The following is a 15,938-nucleotide window of genomic DNA, read 5'->3' on the forward strand; positions in this document are numbered from 1 at the left end:
CCGCGACCTCGCGTGCAAATCAAGCCCGGTTGATCGGGCGGGCAGGACGGAGCCCTTCCGCCCCGTCCCGCCGTGCCCCATCGCCCCTTCAGGCGGCCTTGCGGCCATGGCGCGCCAACACCTGATCGGCCGCCTTGCCGCCGAGCTCCGCCAGGTGATCGAACCGCTTGCTGTAGCTCGCCACGCCAGCGGTCGCCGAACGCAGCTCAATGATCAGCCCGCCGATCTCCGCTTCCGGCATCATCGCCCGCACCTCATCCCAGCCGGGCCAGCCGGCGCGTGCATCGAACCCGAGCAACTGCCCGCGCCGCGCCGAAACGATGCCGTTGATCCGCGCCGTCGCATCGCTTGGACAATAGACCGTCACCTCATGCACCGGCTCCAGCAGCACCGGCTTGCACATGGGAAGCCCCTCGCGCATGGCCTGGATCGCCGCCATGCGGAACGCCTGATCGGAGGAATCGACGCTGTGGTAGGAGCCATCGGTCAGCGTCACCGCCAGATCGACCGTGGGAAAGCCGAGGGTTCCCCTCTGCAAGGCCTCCTCCACCCCGGCCCGCACCGCCGAGATATACTGTTTCGGCACCACCCCGCCGGTGATGGTGTCCGTGAAGACGAACCCATCGCCGCGCCCGAGCGGGCGGATCTCCAGCGCCACATCGCCGAACTGCCCGTGGCCGCCCGACTGTTTCTTGTAGCGCGAGCGGACCGCCGCCGTGGCACGGATGGTCTCCCGATAAGGCACCGCCGGATCGCCGGTTTCCACCGACAGGCCGTATTTGCCCGTGAGCCGCTCCAGGGCAACGCGCAGATGCATTTCGCCCTGCCCTTCGACCAGGGTTTCCGTCGCGTCCTGCAACTGGGTGACCACCAGCGACGGATCCTCCTCCACCAGCTTGGCCAGTGCGCTGGTCAGCTTGACCTCGTCCCGGCGCTCCTTCGGCCGCACCGCAAGCGCCAGCACCGGCTGCGCCGGCGCCAGGGGCGCCAGTTGCGGCGCCGGGTGTAGCAGCCCGAGCGTCTCGCCGGTCAGCACCCCTTCCAGCTTGCCAAGCGCCACCGTATCGCCGACCTCCGCCCGATCGCACTTGAGCGCCTGCTGCCCCATCACCGTGTAGAGACCAGACACCCGCGCCGGGCTGCCATCGGCGCGCTGCAAGGTATCCGCATCGCCAACCGACCCGGCCAGCACCCGCGCCACCGACAGCTTGCCCGCATGCAGCGTGTGCACGGTCTTGAGAATCTGAAGCACCGTGTCGCCGCGCTCCTCCAGCCCGAGGCGGGCGGCGGTGGCGCCAATCCCCGGCGCCTCGTGGCGGATCGCCTTCAGCAAGCGGCCGATGCCATGGCCATGCTCGGCCGATCCGAACAGGACCGGCAGGATCATGCCCTCGCGCATTTCCCCGGACAGATCCGCGAACACCCGCTCCCGCTCCGGCGCGGTATCCTCCAGAAGCGCCTCCATCAGCACATCGTCATGATCGGCCAGCGTTTCCAGCATGGAGAACCGCGCCTCGATCTCGCGCGCCACCTCCTCGCCGGGGATCTCGATCACCTCGCTTTCGGCCTGCTCGCGGTAGACATGCGCCCGCTCCAGCGCCAGGTCGATGTAGCCGGTGGCAACCCCCTCCGACCAGATCGGGATCTGGCGCAGAACCAAGGGCACGCTGGAGGCCGGCTGCAGCATCTGCAGCACCTCACGCATGCGCAAGGAGGCCTTGTCGATCTTGTTGAGGAACAGAACATGCGGAATGCCGTGGTCCTCAAGCTGCTTCAGGATCACCTGCAGCGCCGCGACCTTCTTTTCATCCGCTTCGACGACGACCACGGCCAGATCGATCCCCGGCAGAACGCCGGCGCTCTCGCCGAGAAAATCGACGGCACCGGGGCAATCGAGAAAGGTGATGCGCTCACCGAGATACGCTGCCTCGGCGATGTTCACCTCAACGCTCATGGAATGGGCGCGCGCCTCCGGCGCCCCGTCGCCGACGGTGTTTCCCGCCGCGATCGTTCCCTGCCGCTGAATGGCCCCCGTGCGCGCCAGAAGCGCTTCGAGCAAGGTCGTCTTGCCGCTGCCGAACGGCCCGACGATGCCGATGCACCGGGGCCCCGTTTCCCTGCCGCCGTTGAAACCACCGCCTCCGGATCCGCTGTCCGCGCCCATGACCGCAACTCCCTTGCCTTGCATCAACAGGAGGGACCGGGCACGGCGGAACCAGACCGGCGCCGCGCACGGCACCCCCGCCCGCCGACGGCGAGCGGATGATCATGGTCGCGCCACTGGATCAAGGAACGCAAGGGAAACCGTTCCCGCAGCGCAGCACGAGGACTGCGGTCAAGCGGCGCAGCCAAACGAAAACGGGGCGGCCAAGGCCGCCCCGAATTCTGGCAATTTGTCGGAAAACCCGTGCGGATCAGCGCAGGTTGCCGCAGAACCGCTGGATGCGGGTGCAGGCGTTTTCCAGCGCCTCGGTCGAGGTCGCGTAGGAAATGCGGAAGTTCGGGCCAAGGCCAAAGGCCGAGCCCTGCACCACCGCCACGCCTTCCGTTTCCAGAAGCTCGGTGACGAAATCCTCGTCGGTCTCGATCACCTTGCCGGACGGCGCGGTCTTGCCAATGGCTCCGGCGCAGGAGGGGAACACGTAGAACGCGCCCTCCGGCGTCGGGCAGGTCAGCCCGGCGGCCTGGTTGAGCATCGACACGACAAGATCGCGCCGGCCCTTGAAGACCTCGTTGTTGCGCGGGATGAAGTCCTGCGGACCGTTCAACGCCTCGACCGCGGCCCACTGGGCGACGGAACAGGGGTTGGAGGTCGACTGGGACTGCACCTTGGCCATGGCCTTGATCAGTTCGGCCGGGCCGCCGGCATAGCCGATCCGCCAACCGGTCATGGCATAGGCCTTGGAGACACCGTTGACCGTCAGCGTGCGGTCCATCAGGCCCGGCTCGACCTGCGCCAGGGTGGTGAACTCGAAATCGTCATAGACGAGATGCTCGTACATGTCGTCGGTCATCACCCAGACATGGGGATGCCGCATCAGCACCTCGGCGATCGCCGCCAGTTCCGCCCGGGTATAGGCCGCGCCCGACGGGTTCGACGGCGAGTTGAAGATGATCCACTTGGTCTTCGGCGTGATCGCCGCTTCCAGGGCCTCGGGCGTCACCTTGAACGTGGTCTGATCCGCCTCGACGATCACCGGCGCGCCGCCGGCCATCAGCACCATGTCCGGGTAGCTGACCCAGTACGGCGTCGGGATGATCACCTCATCGCCGCCGTTGAGCGTGGCCACCAGCGCATTGTAGAGCACCTGCTTGCCGCCAGTGCCGACCGTCACCTGATTGGTGGCGTAGGTCAGACCGTTCTCACGGGCGAACTTGCCGACGATCGCTTCCTTCAGCTCCGGAATGCCGTCGACGGCGGTGTATTTCGTCTTGCCATCGCGGATAGCCTGGATCGCGGCGGCCTTGATGTTCTCCGGCGTATCGAAATCCGGCTCGCCAGCGCCAAGGCCGATGACGTCGCGGCCAGCGGCCTTGAGTTCTCTCGCCTTGTTGGTAACGGCAATGGTGGCGGACGGTTTGACGCGCGCCAGCGCGTCAGCGATGAAGCCCATGATATTCTCCCGGTGTGGCACATGAGGTGCAGGCGCGCGAGCCTACTTCCGGCCCAGTATCCATGCAAGGCCATCGCGCCCGCCCAAGGGGAATTCCTCCACCTTTGGCCCCCCAGGCCGGGCCGGACATCTTCCGCCCCCCCGTCTTCAGACGGTTAGACGTCGAGCCGCAGCTGCGGCAGCCCGTCCGAGGTCCGCTCGCGCGAATGCCCGTCCGGCCCGACGACACCCCGGATTCGCGTTCGGAAATTCGAAAAGCTGTCGAAGGTGACCACATCGACCGCCTCATCCAGATCGAGCACCAGGCGGAACCAGCCAGGGCGCACCATCTCCACCGCGACGATGGTCGCCGAGAAGGCTTGCGACAGATAGCTGCCCTCGACCCGGCCGCCGGGCGACCAGCTCTCCGGCGGCCGGTTGCCCATCGCCGCGTGGAAGGCGTTCCAATCGCGAAAGCCATGTTGATGGGCCACCAGCTCAAGGGCATTGCCATGGCTGACCGGCGTGCCTTGCGCGTCAAGCTGCGCGCGCAGCCGTTTGGCCAGCCGCTTCGCCTCGGCGACGGTGGGAAGCTGTCCGCTCATGCCGCGTCCTCCGCCGTTGCCCGAAACAGCCCCAGGCGGAGCGCGTGGCGCCGTGCGTTGCGTGTCAGCACCAGCAAGGTAAGCGCCAGCAGCAGAGCCTCGGCGACCGGCCCGGCGCTCCAGATGCCGATTTCCCCGAACTGCGCCGACAGGATGAACGTTAGCGGGATCGCGAAGAGATACGGCTTGGCCAGACCGAGAAGGGCAGCGCGGGCGGCCTCGCCAATCGCCTGGAAATAGGTGGCGATCATCATCAGCGGGCCGGCGAGAACAAACAGGGTCACGACGACGGGCAGGATGCGGGCAACCTCGGCGACAACGGCGGGATCATCGACAAAGGCGCCGCCGATGCCTTGCGCGAACAGCGTCATGATGACTTGCAGCGCCGCGCAATAGGCAAAGGCGATGCTCACCGCGAGCTTCAGGCTGTTGTCCGAGCGTCGCCATTGCCGCGCACCGAAATTGTTGCCGGTGATCGTCTGCATCGCATGGGACAGGCCAAGCAGCGGCAGGAAGGCAAAGGTCATGACCCGCGTGATGATGCCATAGGCCGAGACCGTCTCCGCATAGCCGGGACTGGTAAGGATCTGCAGCGCCATCATGATGGCCGCGGAGCCCAGCGCCAGGCCGATGAAGTTCAGGCTCTGCGGCGCTCCGAGCGCCAGAATGCGCCCCCAGCCGTGAAACACGCCATGCTGAAGGAGCGCGCTCGGGCGAAGGGCCGTTCTCCCGCGAAACCGGAAGGCCAGAATGATGGCGAAGGCCAGCGCCTGCGCCATGGCCGTGCCATAGGCCGATCCGGCGACGCCCAACTCAAGCAGCGCGATCAGCACATAGTTGAAGCCGATGTTCGCCAGCGAAACCAGAAGGCTCATCGCCGCCATGAAACCGACCCGCCCCTCATTGCGCAACGTGTCGGAATTGACGGAGAGGACGAAGAGCAGCGGCGAAAACAGCACCGTGATCCGCAGATAGATCAGCCCCATCCGCGCCAGCTCCGGCGACCCGCCGGCGGCCAGCTCGGTGAGCTGACGGCCGAAGCCGGCAAACAGCAGAATCAGCACCGCCGCGATCACCAGCGCCAGACCATGGGCGCCGGCGAAGACCATGCGCGCTTCGGTCAGACGCCGGCCGCCGAGGTGCCGGGCCAGCAGGCTGGACATGCCGCTCGACACCAGGGTCGAGAGCGCCACGATCAGCATGTAGATCGGAAACATCAAGGTGACCGCCGCCAGCGCCTGCGGGCCGACATAGTGCCCGAGGAACAGGGCATCGGCGACGGCAAGCAACCCGTTCATCCCCATCACGAAGATGATCGGCAGCGCGGTCCTGGCGTAGATGGAGCCGAGCGGCCCATCGAGAAACATGTTGGTGGGAGGCCCGGACGCGACGGCGTCGGACATTGAACCATCTGGCGCGGGCGCGCCGGAGGTGGGGGCATCAGGCAAGGTCCCGTACTCCTCGTGCAAAAATCGCGCAAGACAAGGACGGGAACCCGCATTGCCATCCGCGCGACATGCGTGGAGGATCACATGGACACTCTGATACGGAACTTCACCGGGACAACATGTCAGCGGGTGGCGGGCGTCCGCAGCCTCAACCGCAGATAACGCGAAGCGGCGTTCCCGTCAATGCTTGCTCTCGATCATCAGATGCCGCCCGTTGCCCGAATCGATCAGCGTGGCGCGCAGGCGCTTGCTGCGCGACACCCCATCGAAACCGCTGACGGTCGCCTGAAAGGGCGTCGCCCCCTCCTTGCGCGCATGGTCGATCAGCGACATGAAGGTCCGGGGATGCAGCATGGTCTCGGTGATCGGTGCCGATTCCATCAGCTGCTCGGTGATGGCGAAGGTCTTGCGGGCCGCCGCATTGGCCGAGACCAGCATTCGGGTCTTGAGATCGACGACCAGCAGCGGCGCGTGCACCGCGTTGAACAATTGCTGGTAATCGACCGAACAGTCGTTGACCTTCTCCGCCGTGAACACCACGCCGCCCAGCCCGGCGGAGACCTTGAACGGCATCATCTCGTAGGTCAGCGTCATGGAATCGCCGCTGGCGAGGAAGAAGCGCTTCTTGGCCTCCATGGGTGCGCGCCGGGCAAGCGTCGTCAGCAGCACCGACGTCAGCGTCTTGCCGACACGGTTTGGAATATGCGCCACGTTGCGGCCGATGCACAGGGTGGGATCGGCAATGTGAAACAGATCGAACAGCGCCTCGTTGGCGTAGCGCAGGTAGCCGAAGCTGTCGACCACCAGAACCGCCTTCTCGGAGCCTTCCACCAGATGGCGGATCAGCGGCGCGACGCCGCGCACGGCGGTGCCGCCCGCGTCCTCCTCGCCATCGGGACAGGCAACCACGGTGACGAAGGTGCGCCCCCCTTCCGCCTGATAGCGCGAGGCAAGCAGCGACAGGCCATTGCCGGGCTCCCCGCCGCCCAGTTCCGCCGGCCCCGCCTTGCCGCTCCTGACGGCCTGCTGCACCAGCGACAGGATCTGCCGCTGATCGTTCTGCGCCAGATGGCGCAAGGCGTTGGACAAAGGCGCCTCGTTCAGCCCCGCCGTTTCGGCAAAATCCAGCACCGGAGACTCAAGCCAGACAATGCGCTTTGCCTGGATATCGACCATGAAGAACGACAGGCCGGCCAGCGACAGGGCAGGCTCGCCGCCCACGGCAGTCGGGACCAGGGCGGTGCCGCCCTCCTGCATCAAATCCTGCCGTGCGGGAAGCTGATCATCCCGGTCCGCTGCGCCCATGCCAAACATCCATATTGCGGCGACGGCACGCCAGTGCCCCGCCATGTCTCAAGCCATCCGCCCCGATCAAGGTCCTGGACCGATCGGCATCCCTGGATGGAACACTGTCACTTTCACCGGCGCTTCCCGAGCGTGAAGACGTGACCCTCGTCCTGTCTGTCGCGCCTTGCCCTGAAGGCACAATCCGGCACAGGACCTTACGTTTAATATGCCAAAGCGCTCCTGAAAACTCGGTAAATGCGCACGCCGCAATTCACGCGGCAAAAGGGAGCGCACTCTCCCCGCTCGCCTTGAAAGTGCCGCGAAATGACACCGGAAGCGCCCGAAAGCCGGCCCGCACCGGCCCCTTTCCCCCGTCAGTCTGATCTCATCGCAACGAACTGAAACCGGGAAGATTGCCATGCGTATCCGGACTTCATCGAAGCAGACACCCCGCCGGCAGATCGTCCGCGCGATCGGCCTGGCCCTGATCGGCGCGGTGCCGCCGGCGCTGTTCGCCTCCAGCGCCCGAGCCGCCGGAACCAGCGTCGCCGACGACTGGACCATCGGTCTCCTGAGCCTCACCTTCGGCGCCATGCTGGTCGTCCTGACGATTCTGGCCGGACAGATGTCGCGCAACTTCCAGGCCGGGATGCGCGCCCGCATCGAGGCGGCACGCCGACTGAACGGAGATGCCCCGCAATGAAACTGATCCAGCAACTGGCCGGCGTCGCCGGCCGTGAGATGCCCAGCGACCGCGACGCGGCCGCCCTGCTCGGCCTCGCCGTGGCCATTGGCCTCCTGTTCGCCGGCGCACTGACCCTGTTTGGCGGCCCCCTGGCCGCATCGCTGAAGAGCATCGAGACGGACGCGCCCAGCCAACAGATCGTCCATACCCCTTCGCCTGAGAAGTAAGCCTATCGGCCACGATCTCCACTCATGCCACCCTGTGCCCGGCCCGGCGTCGCCGCCGCCGCCGGGCAGGCCGGTCTTGCAGTTCCTCGAAAAAGCCGCGATAAGCAGGCGGACGGATGGACAAATTCCTCTCGTCCCGCGCGCCAGCGGTTTCCTGTGCCGCGCGGTCCAGATCAACGCGCAACGATGGATTGCCGCGCCATTCGAGGTGGAGAGCCAGACCATGCCGGTCGATTTATCCCTGTCCCCAGACACGATGCGCATGTTCGTGCAAAAAGCCCGCGCGGCTGCGTCCAGCGACAATGACGGGTTTGAGGATGGACGGGACCACGAGGTCGAGTTCGACGTCGACACGCTTGAGGACAGTCATGCCCATGACGGCCTTGCGGAAGAGGAAAGCGAAGATCTCTCCGGCGAGGAACTGCGTGAGCTGATCGAGGACCTCAACGTCGATGAGGCCGCCGAGCTTGTCGCCATCGTCTGGATCGGGCGCGGCGACTACGATCAATCCGACTTCGAGCAGGCCGTCGAGCAGGCGCGCGAGCGGGCCGTCGGCTCCACCGCGACCTATCTGATCGGCATGCCGCTCTTCGCCGACCATCTGGAAGCCGGGCTCGACGCACTCGACGTCTGAGGGCAAAAACGCCAGCATTCCGCCCATTCGCGGCGAAACCTTTGGATAACCGGCGACGCCCAGGGCGCGCCGGTTTACTTTTTGTTAACCATAAAGCCTAAATTTCAGGGTTCGATTGTCGCGACGGAGACGAGCGCATGAGCATGACGAACCGAACCGAGTCAGACGGGTTTTCAATCGAGCGCATCTCCCCCTGGCCCTTCGCCTTTCGGGTCACTCTGACCGCCTCCGCCCTGCTGCTGGCGCTCTGCTTTGCGTTTCCCAACGGCTGATCCTTCGCCCTGACCGGCTTTTCCCGCTTGCTGCGACGAAAAACTTCCGATAGCGGGACAGAATGAGCCGACTTCTCGCCAATACCCTTCTGCTGCTGGCCGCCCTGATCTGGGGATCCGCCTTCGTCGCCCAATCGACGGCGATGCAGGACCTCGGTCCCCTCACCTTCACCGGCCTGCGCTTTCTCATCGCCGCCGCCGTCGTCCTGCCCTTTGCCTATCGCGAGGGACGGCAACCAACGGCCCGACCACTGGCGCGCGGCCACATGCTGCAGTTCACCCTGATCGGTGTGGTGTTCTTTTTCGCCATCAGCCTGCAGCAGGCCGGCCTCGTCGTCACCACCGTCACCAATGCCGGCTTCCTGACCGGCGTCTATGTGGTGCTGACGCCGATCCTCGGTCTGCTCGTCTTTCGCGAACACCCACACCCGGTGGTCTGGCCGGCCTCGCCGGTCACCCTTGGCGGCATTTGGCTGCTGGGCGGCGGCTCGCTCTCGGCGCTGAACTACGGCGACGGGCTGATGATTGTCTGCGCCGTGTTCTGGGCCATCCACGTCGGCCTGCTGGGCCGTGTCGCGTCCACCTCCGGCCGCCCGCTGGCGCTGTCGGTCTGGCAATTTTCGGTCGTCGCGGTCCTGGCGCTGGTCGCCGGCTTCGCGATCGAAGAGGTGAGTTGGCAGGGCATTCAGGCGGCCGGCCTTGAGCTCTTCTACACCAGTGTGATTTCCGGCGGCCTCGCCTTCACCCTGCAGGCCATCGGCCAGCGCTGGACCCGTGCCGGCGACGCGGCCATCCTGCTGTCCTCCGAGGCCTTGTTCGCCGCCCTGTTCGGTGCCATCGTCCTGGGCGAGCGCCTGTCGCCACTTGGGTTGGTCGGCTGCGCCCTGATTTTCCTCGCCATTCTGGCGGTGCAACTCGTGCCGCTGCTCGGCTGGCGCCGCCTGCGCCTGCGGTTCGGCAGCTAGGGTCTGGACTCATAAATGAGGCTGACACTCCATTCCGCCGACCAGTCGGTCCCCGAGAGCAAGTCAGCCGCGACGCCCCGGCTGGACCTTCTCGATGTCGCGCGCGGGCTCGCCCTGCTGACGATGGCGGTCTATCACCTGTCCTGGGATCTATCCTGGTTCCGGCTGGTCGACTGGCCGGTTTCCTCCGGCACCGGCTGGCGCCTGTTCGCAGCGCTGATCGCCGGCAGCTTCCTGTTTCTGGTCGGCGTCGGGTTGGTGCTCGCGCATCGGCGCAAGATCCAGTGGCGCAAGGCCATGATCCGCCTGGCCCGCATCGCCCTCGCGGCGGCAGCGATCTCCCTTGCAACCCATCTGGCCCTTGGCGATCAATATGTCCGCTTCGGCATTCTGCACGCCATCGCCGCCAGCTCGCTGATCGCGCTGCCCTTCGTCCGCCTGCCCGTGCCGGTCACCCTAGGCGCTGCCGCATTCGCCGCCGCCCTCCCCCGACTGCTGCCGGGCGTTTTGGGCGACAGCCCCTGGCTGCTGTGGACCGGCCTGACCCGCTCGCCGCCCGCCGCCGTCGATTACGTACCGCTGCTGCCCTGGCTTGCGCCGGTGCTTCTCGGGATCGTCGCCGCGCGCCTTGCGCTTGCCCGCCCGACCCTGATCGACAATCTGGGCCGCTGGCAGACACACGCCCGCTGGTCCCGGCTGGCGGCCTTCGCCGGGCGGCATTCGCTCATCGTTTATCTCGTGCATCAGCCGGTGCTCTACGCCTCGGTCTGGCTGGTCGTCGCAACCGGCCTGACGCCGGACCGCACCGCCCGGGACTTCGTCGAAGAATGCGAGCTCTCCTGCACCTTCACTCTGGAGGAAGCCGCCTGCCAGCGTATCTGCGCCTGTACCCTGGAAGCGCTGCGCAGCGACGGCACCTGGACCGCACTGCTGCAATCGCCCACCGACCCGGCCCTGACCCGTGAGATGCAGGCCCGTTTCGGCATTTGCCACCGGGATGAACTGGCCCGCACGCCGTGAAACGCCCTTTCATGGCAGGACGTGACATCGCGTGACCGGCATCACAGTCCTGCGACGGCAAGTTGCGCTATCGTGCAGCCAGATCGAGACCGGCAGGGGGCTGACCATGACCACATCCAACAAGCGGCAACGGCTGATGGCCGACCGGCAAGCGCACCACGGACACGCTGGTCTTCACCTATAGCCACGACTGCTGAAATGCGCACTGCCATGCGCCCATCGGCATCGACACGCCCGGCAGGAAACCGCTAGACTGGGGCAGGTTCTGCCGACCTTGAATTCTTGTCCGGCACCTTCCCCGCTCGCGGATACCCGTCACACCGACAAACGCCCTGACCAACGCCGTGCGCGTGGGCCGGCCAGGAGAGAGACCGATCGTGACCATTGCCCTGTCCCTGACCACCCTGCCCGTGTTCACCCGCCATGTCACCGGGATGGGCCAGTGCCTGAGGAAGGCCGAGGCCCATGCCGCCCACGCCGGGTTCGATCCAGCGCTGTTTCTGCCCATGCGTCTGGCACCGGACATGTATGACTATGCCCGCCAGGTGGAGGTGGCCTGCGACTATGCGGTGCGCGGCATCGCCCGGCTGCAGGACAGCGCGTTGCCCGCCTGGGGCTTCGGCGCGGCCAGCGTCGCCGATCTGCATGCGCGCATCGAGCGCACGCTTGCCTATCTCGCCGCCGCCGACACGGCGGCGATCGACGCGGCCGCAGACCGGCCGGTCACCCTTGGCGCCAACAACGAAACCCGCCGGTTTTCCAGCGGCGCCACCCTGATTGCCAAGTTCACCATGCCGAATTTCCTGTTTCACGCCACCGCCGCCTATTCGATCCTGCGCCTGCACGGCGTCGATGTCGGCAAGCTCGATTTCTTCGCGCGGAACTGAGCGCGAACCCCATCGCTTCTTGAGGAGACCTGACATGCAGCCTGGTTGGGCGATCGGATTGATGACCGGAACGGTCCTCGACGGTCAGATCGATATCGCCATGATCCGCACCGACGGCGAGACCATCGCCGAGTTCGGCCCCTGGACCCTTGCCCCCTACCCTGCGGAGCTGCGCGCCCTCTTGATCGAGACCCTGCGCGAGGCCGGAAAATGGGCCTTCGATGGTCCCGATCCGGCGATCTTCGCCGAGGCGGAACAGGCCCTGACCCTGGCGCAATCGGAAGCGGTCGCCGCCTTCTTTGAGCGGGAGGGCATCCGCCCCGCCGATATCGCCGCCATCGGGTTCCACGGACAGACGGTGCTGCACCGCGCGCCCGCTCCCGGGTGCCCCGGCCAGACCCGGCAACTGGGCGACGGCGCCGCCATGGCACGCCATCTGGGCATTCCGGTGGTCAACCGCTTCCGCGACGACGACATGGCCGCGGGCGGACAGGGCGCGCCGCTGTCGGCGGTCTATCACGCCGCCCTGCTGCGCCGGAGCGAGGCCGATGGCGACACCGCCGTGCTCAATCTCGGCGGCGTGGCCAACATCACCTGGTGCGACGGCAATGGCACCCTGGTCGCCTTCGACACCGGACCGGCGAATGCCCCGATCAACGACTGGGTGGTGCGCCACGGGCTCGGCGACATGGACCGGGACGGGCTGATTGCCGCCTCCGGCACCGTCGACGAGGCGCGGCTCGCCGAGCTGCTGACCCATCCCTATCTCAGCGCCCCCTATCCCAAGTCGCTCGACCGGAACGACTTCCGCCACGCCATGGCCGACGGGCTGGGCGCCGCCGACGGCGCCGCCACCCTGACCGCCTTTTCCGCCGCCGCCGTCGGACGGGCGCTCGATCTTCTGCCCCGGCGCCCGAACCGGCTGATCGTCTGCGGCGGCGGGCGCCGCAATCCGGAGCTGATGCGCGCCATCGGCAAGCGCGCCGGGGTGCGCGCGATCCCGGCCGAGGAGGTCGGCTGGCGCGGCGACGCCATCGAGGCGGAGTGCTTCGCCTTTCTGGCGATGCGCAGCCTGCGCGAATTACCGATCAGCTTTCCGCTGACCACTGGCGTTGCCCGGCCCTTGCCCGGAGGCCGGCTGCACCCGACCCGCTCCGCCGCCTGACCGGCGCAATGTCTTCAACGTCCCGTGCGTTTTCTTTGGCCGGCAAATCAACGCCACGAATTTCGCCGCGAAGCATGGGCGTCAAACCTTCCAAAGCGGCCAAGTCCCCCTCGCGGGACTTGCCCCGCCACGGAAAGAATGTGTATCTGCTTTAGAAAATTGGCAGGAGCCTTGGATGGCCTTCTTCGTTTCCCTTGTTTCACGTTGGCGCGCGGCACCCCGGACCGCCCTGACCTGTCTGGCGATTTCCACCGCCTGTGCCTTGCCGGCCGGCACCCTGCCGCTCGTGGGCGTGGAAGCGGCCCAGGCGGCCACCGCCGTTCCGGCGGGAAACCGAAACAAGAAACAACCGAAGATCCCCTATGCCTCGGCCCGCCGCACGGCGGCCGGCAAATCCAGCTATGACGCCAAGTTCGATCGCGTCGTCGCGGTGCTGCGTCGGGACACCAGCCTGATCCGCAACATCAAGAAGGTGTCCAAGCGCTACAAGATCGACCCGGTTCACATGCTCGGGGCCATCGTCGGCGAGCACACCTACAATTACGACAGCCTCGACAGCGCCCAGTCCTATTACATGAAGGCACTGGCCTATACCGGCGTGCGGATCGAATTTTCGCTGGGCGGCGAGCATGTGCTCGATTTCGTCAAGCGTCCGCAGTTCGACCGCTGCAACAAGGGCAAGAAGGACAGCAACACCCTGTGGAGCTGCTACCAGCGCTACTGGCAGTCACGCTTTCGCGGCAAGACCGTCGACGGCACGCGCTTTCCCAACAAGAATTTCAACGAGGCATTCTTCCAGCCGCTGTTTGCCGGCCAGAGCTTTGGTCTCGGTCAGCTCTCGCCCCTCACCGTGCTGAAGATGAGCGATGCGGTCGCCAGCACCAGCGGCTTCAGCAAGCTGACGGCCCGCGATGCCCAGGCGATCTACCGCGCGGCGATGGACCCGAACAAATCGCTGCACTACATGGCTGCCGTGCTGCGCGACTCAATCGACGCCTACCGTTCCGTGGGCGGCGTCGACATCTCCGGCAATCCGGGATTGACCGCGACGCTCTACAATCTCGGCAACCCCTGGGCGCGCGCCAGCCAGTACCGCCGCCGCAAGGCCGCCGGCAAGGCCCGCTGGCCCTCGGAAAACTACTACGGCTGGCTGGTCAATTCCCGCCTCGATGTGCTCAGGAGCCTGCTCTGAGGAACGCCGCGCCGGCGGCCGGCGGGGCATACCGCAGGCCGCCGACAGAGTGCGTTCGGCAGGTTACCGCAGGAACGGGTTGGTCTTGCGCTCGTGACCGAGGCTGGAGGCCGGACCATGGCCCGGCAGGAAGGTGACATCGTCGCCGAGCGGCAAGAGCTTTTCACGGATCGAGCGGATCAAGGTGTCATGATCCCCACCCGGCAGGTCGGTCCGTCCCACCGATCCGGCAAACAGCACATCGCCGGACAGGGCAAACTTCAGCTCCGGATCGAAATAGACGAGATGCCCCGGCGCATGTCCCGGGCAATGCAGCACCTGAAACGCACGCCCGGCAATCGACAGATCGTCCCCTTCGTCGAGCCACTGATCCGGCGTCACCGCACGTACCCCCTCCACGCCGAACTGGCGCGCCTGCGCCTCGACTTGATCGATCAGCATCTGGTCCGCCCGATGCGGCCCGACAACCGGAACGCCGAGCCGCTCGGCCAGATCCGCGGCGCCGCCGATGTGATCGATATGCCCGTGGGTCAGGACGATCTTCTCGACCGCCACCCCGTGCTCCGCAATCGCCTGAAGGATCCGCTCCACGTCGCCGCCCGGATCGATCACCGCGCCCGCCTTGCTGTCCCGGTCGAACACCAGCGAGCAGTTCTGCTGGAACGCGGTGACGGGAATCACGACCACCTGGATCGGCGGCTCGGTTGCGGCTGTGTCGGACATGTGAATCTCCCCTTGGCTGGTGCGGGCGCGCAAACGCCGCCCGTCGATTGCAACCGTGTCGGCACGACCGCAAAAGCGTCTTACCCAGTCCGCCACAAGGTGACAACCGCCAGCGCGCAACGCCTCGTTTGCTCCTCCGCAAATTGGCGGATACTCAGCGGACCCGCCGGGCATCCCGTAGCGGAGCCGACAATCGGCACATGGTTTCTCTCGGTTTTTCTTGCCCGGAAGCCGGTTCCGACCATATGATACGCGCGCGGTTGGCGGCTCCGGAACGATTTCCTGTGTACCGGACGAAATGGGGTTGTACGTCTCGGCGAATAGTATGGTCAGTGGCAGAAACTCCGGTCGCGAACAGTGGGCGTCGACCGCAAACAAAACCAGGCGTTGCAATGTTCGTGGTGGTGGAACCTTGCAGCAGGCCATGAGATTGAACAGCGAGCCTACCGGACCAGCAGGCTCAAACAAGGTGATTTTGATATGAATGACTGGCGTTCGGACAATCGTCGGCAGGGCAAACGGCGCGGCGGTTCGAAGGACTTTGGTGACGATTACGACGACTTTGGCGGCGGCTCCAATCACGGCAAGCGCAACAAGCCGGAGCGTGGCGGACGCCGGGATGCGTTCAGTGATGCAGGCTGGGCCGAGCAGCCGCCGATTCCGGACGGCGCCTTCCCCACGGAGGGACGCCCGGCAACGGGTGGTCGCGGCCCTCGTCCCTTTGGTGGCGGTGATCGCGGCGGCGAAGGCCGGCGTGGCCCGGGCGGTGGCGGTTATGGCGGCCAGCGCGGCGGCTATGGCGGCCAGCGCGATGGCGGCGACGGCGGCCCACGCGGTGGCGGCTATGGCGGCCCACGCGGCGGTGGCGACGGCGGTCCACGCGGTGGCGGTGGCGGCTTTGCCGATCGCGGCCCCCGGCGCGGTCCCCCGCCTGCGGTCGAACGTGGCCCGCGCCAGGGAGGTACGGTCAAGTTCTTCAAGGCGGACAAGGGTTTCGGCTTCATCATGCCCGACAGCGGCGAGCCGGATGTGTTCGTGCACATCTCGGCGGTCGAGCGGTCCGGGCTGACCACGCTGGAAAGCGACCAGCGGGTGACCTTCGAGACCGAGCCAGACCGGCACGGCAAGGGACCGAAGGCCGTCGAGCTGAAGATCGAGGACGGCGGCGAGCGCTGACCTGAGGTCCGAAAATACCAGGCCCCCGCGCACCTGTCGCAGCAGCGGCAAGGCACCGT

Annotated in this window: 16 protein-coding genes; 10 read left to right on the forward strand and 6 right to left on the reverse strand. The window is 66.4% G+C overall.

The features are described from left to right. Positions 1-88 precede the first annotated feature (88 nt). From IEV83_RS06295 to IEV83_RS06315, 5 genes are all read right to left on the reverse strand, one after another. The gene (locus IEV83_RS06295) at positions 89-2,164 is read right to left on the reverse strand and encodes an elongation factor G (protein WP_181759365.1); all 2,076 of its coding nucleotides are present in this window, start codon (positions 2,162-2,164) and stop codon (positions 89-91) included. Between the two features lie 250 nt (positions 2,165-2,414). Beyond that, entirely contained in the window at positions 2,415-3,614 is a 1,200-nt protein-coding gene (locus IEV83_RS06300; protein ID WP_181759366.1) for a pyridoxal phosphate-dependent aminotransferase, read from the reverse strand. Positions 3,615-3,769: 155 nt separating this feature from the next. Then, positions 3,770-4,198, reverse strand: a complete 429-nt coding sequence (locus IEV83_RS06305; RefSeq protein ID WP_181759367.1) for a glyoxalase superfamily protein — start codon at positions 4,196-4,198, stop codon at positions 3,770-3,772. Continuing rightward, positions 4,195-5,601 carry an MATE family efflux transporter gene (locus tag IEV83_RS06310; RefSeq protein WP_181759368.1) on the reverse strand — a complete coding sequence of 469 codons (1,407 nt, stop codon included), beginning with the start codon at positions 5,599-5,601 and terminating at the stop codon, positions 4,195-4,197. Before IEV83_RS06310 ends, IEV83_RS06305 begins: the two co-directional genes overlap by 4 nt. Before the next feature lie 225 nt (positions 5,602-5,826). Then, a complete protein-coding gene (locus tag IEV83_RS06315) occupies positions 5,827-6,951 on the reverse strand; it encodes a PAS domain-containing protein (RefSeq protein WP_181759369.1) in 1,125 nt (374 codons plus the stop codon). A 400-nt stretch (positions 6,952-7,351) separates the two neighbouring features. Here IEV83_RS06315 and IEV83_RS06320 point away from each other — a divergent pair, with 400 nt between their 5' ends. From IEV83_RS06320 to IEV83_RS06355, 9 genes are all read left to right on the forward strand, one after another. Beyond that, positions 7,352-7,636 carry a hypothetical protein gene (locus tag IEV83_RS06320; RefSeq protein ID WP_181759370.1) on the forward strand — a complete coding sequence of 95 codons (285 nt, stop codon included), beginning with the start codon at positions 7,352-7,354 and terminating at the stop codon, positions 7,634-7,636. Next, positions 7,633-7,845: a hypothetical protein gene (locus tag IEV83_RS06325; RefSeq protein ID WP_181759371.1), complete on the forward strand. Its 213-nt coding sequence runs from the start codon at positions 7,633-7,635 to the stop codon at positions 7,843-7,845. The genes IEV83_RS06320 and IEV83_RS06325 overlap by 4 nt, the downstream gene beginning before the upstream one ends. Positions 7,846-8,068: 223 nt before the next feature. Continuing rightward, positions 8,069-8,479 carry a DUF3775 domain-containing protein gene (locus IEV83_RS06330; RefSeq protein ID WP_181759372.1) on the forward strand — a complete coding sequence of 137 codons (411 nt, stop codon included), beginning with the start codon at positions 8,069-8,071 and terminating at the stop codon, positions 8,477-8,479. A 137-nt stretch (positions 8,480-8,616) separates the two neighbouring features. Continuing rightward, the gene (locus IEV83_RS20345; RefSeq protein WP_280513987.1) at positions 8,617-8,751 is read left to right on the forward strand and encodes a hypothetical protein; all 135 of its coding nucleotides are present in this window, start codon (positions 8,617-8,619) and stop codon (positions 8,749-8,751) included. Between the two features lie 62 nt (positions 8,752-8,813). Next, the gene (locus IEV83_RS06335) at positions 8,814-9,716 is read left to right on the forward strand and encodes a DMT family transporter (protein WP_181759373.1); all 903 of its coding nucleotides are present in this window, start codon (positions 8,814-8,816) and stop codon (positions 9,714-9,716) included. Between the two features lie 15 nt (positions 9,717-9,731). Further along, complete coding sequence (locus IEV83_RS06340; RefSeq protein ID WP_181759374.1) at positions 9,732-10,736, forward strand: acetyltransferase domain-containing protein; 1,005 nt, start codon at positions 9,732-9,734, stop codon at positions 10,734-10,736. 377 nt (positions 10,737-11,113) lie between these two features. Further along, on the forward strand, positions 11,114-11,623 hold the full coding sequence (locus tag IEV83_RS06345) for a DUF1993 family protein (RefSeq protein WP_181759375.1): 510 nt from the start codon (positions 11,114-11,116) through the stop codon (positions 11,621-11,623). Positions 11,624-11,657: 34 nt separating this feature from the next. Continuing rightward, a complete protein-coding gene (locus tag IEV83_RS06350; RefSeq protein WP_181759376.1) occupies positions 11,658-12,788 on the forward strand; it encodes an anhydro-N-acetylmuramic acid kinase in 1,131 nt (376 codons plus the stop codon). A 175-nt stretch (positions 12,789-12,963) separates the two neighbouring features. Then, on the forward strand, positions 12,964-13,980 hold the full coding sequence (locus IEV83_RS06355) for a DUF1402 family protein (RefSeq protein WP_181759377.1): 1,017 nt from the start codon (positions 12,964-12,966) through the stop codon (positions 13,978-13,980). Between the two features lie 63 nt (positions 13,981-14,043). On the opposite strand, the gene IEV83_RS06360 is transcribed toward IEV83_RS06355, so the two are convergent. Beyond that, positions 14,044-14,703, reverse strand: coding sequence for an MBL fold metallo-hydrolase (locus IEV83_RS06360; protein ID WP_209003001.1), 660 nt, complete (start codon positions 14,701-14,703; stop codon positions 14,044-14,046). Positions 14,704-15,183: 480 nt separating this feature from the next. Here IEV83_RS06360 and IEV83_RS20350 point away from each other — a divergent pair, with 480 nt between their 5' ends. Then, positions 15,184-15,879: a cold-shock protein gene (locus tag IEV83_RS20350; RefSeq protein ID WP_181759378.1), complete on the forward strand. Its 696-nt coding sequence runs from the start codon at positions 15,184-15,186 to the stop codon at positions 15,877-15,879. Positions 15,880-15,938: the final 59 nt, after the last annotated feature.

Origin of the sequence: Stappia taiwanensis (assembly GCF_014635285.1) — a bacterium.
Lineage (GTDB): Bacteria > Pseudomonadota > Alphaproteobacteria > Rhizobiales > Stappiaceae > Stappia > Stappia taiwanensis.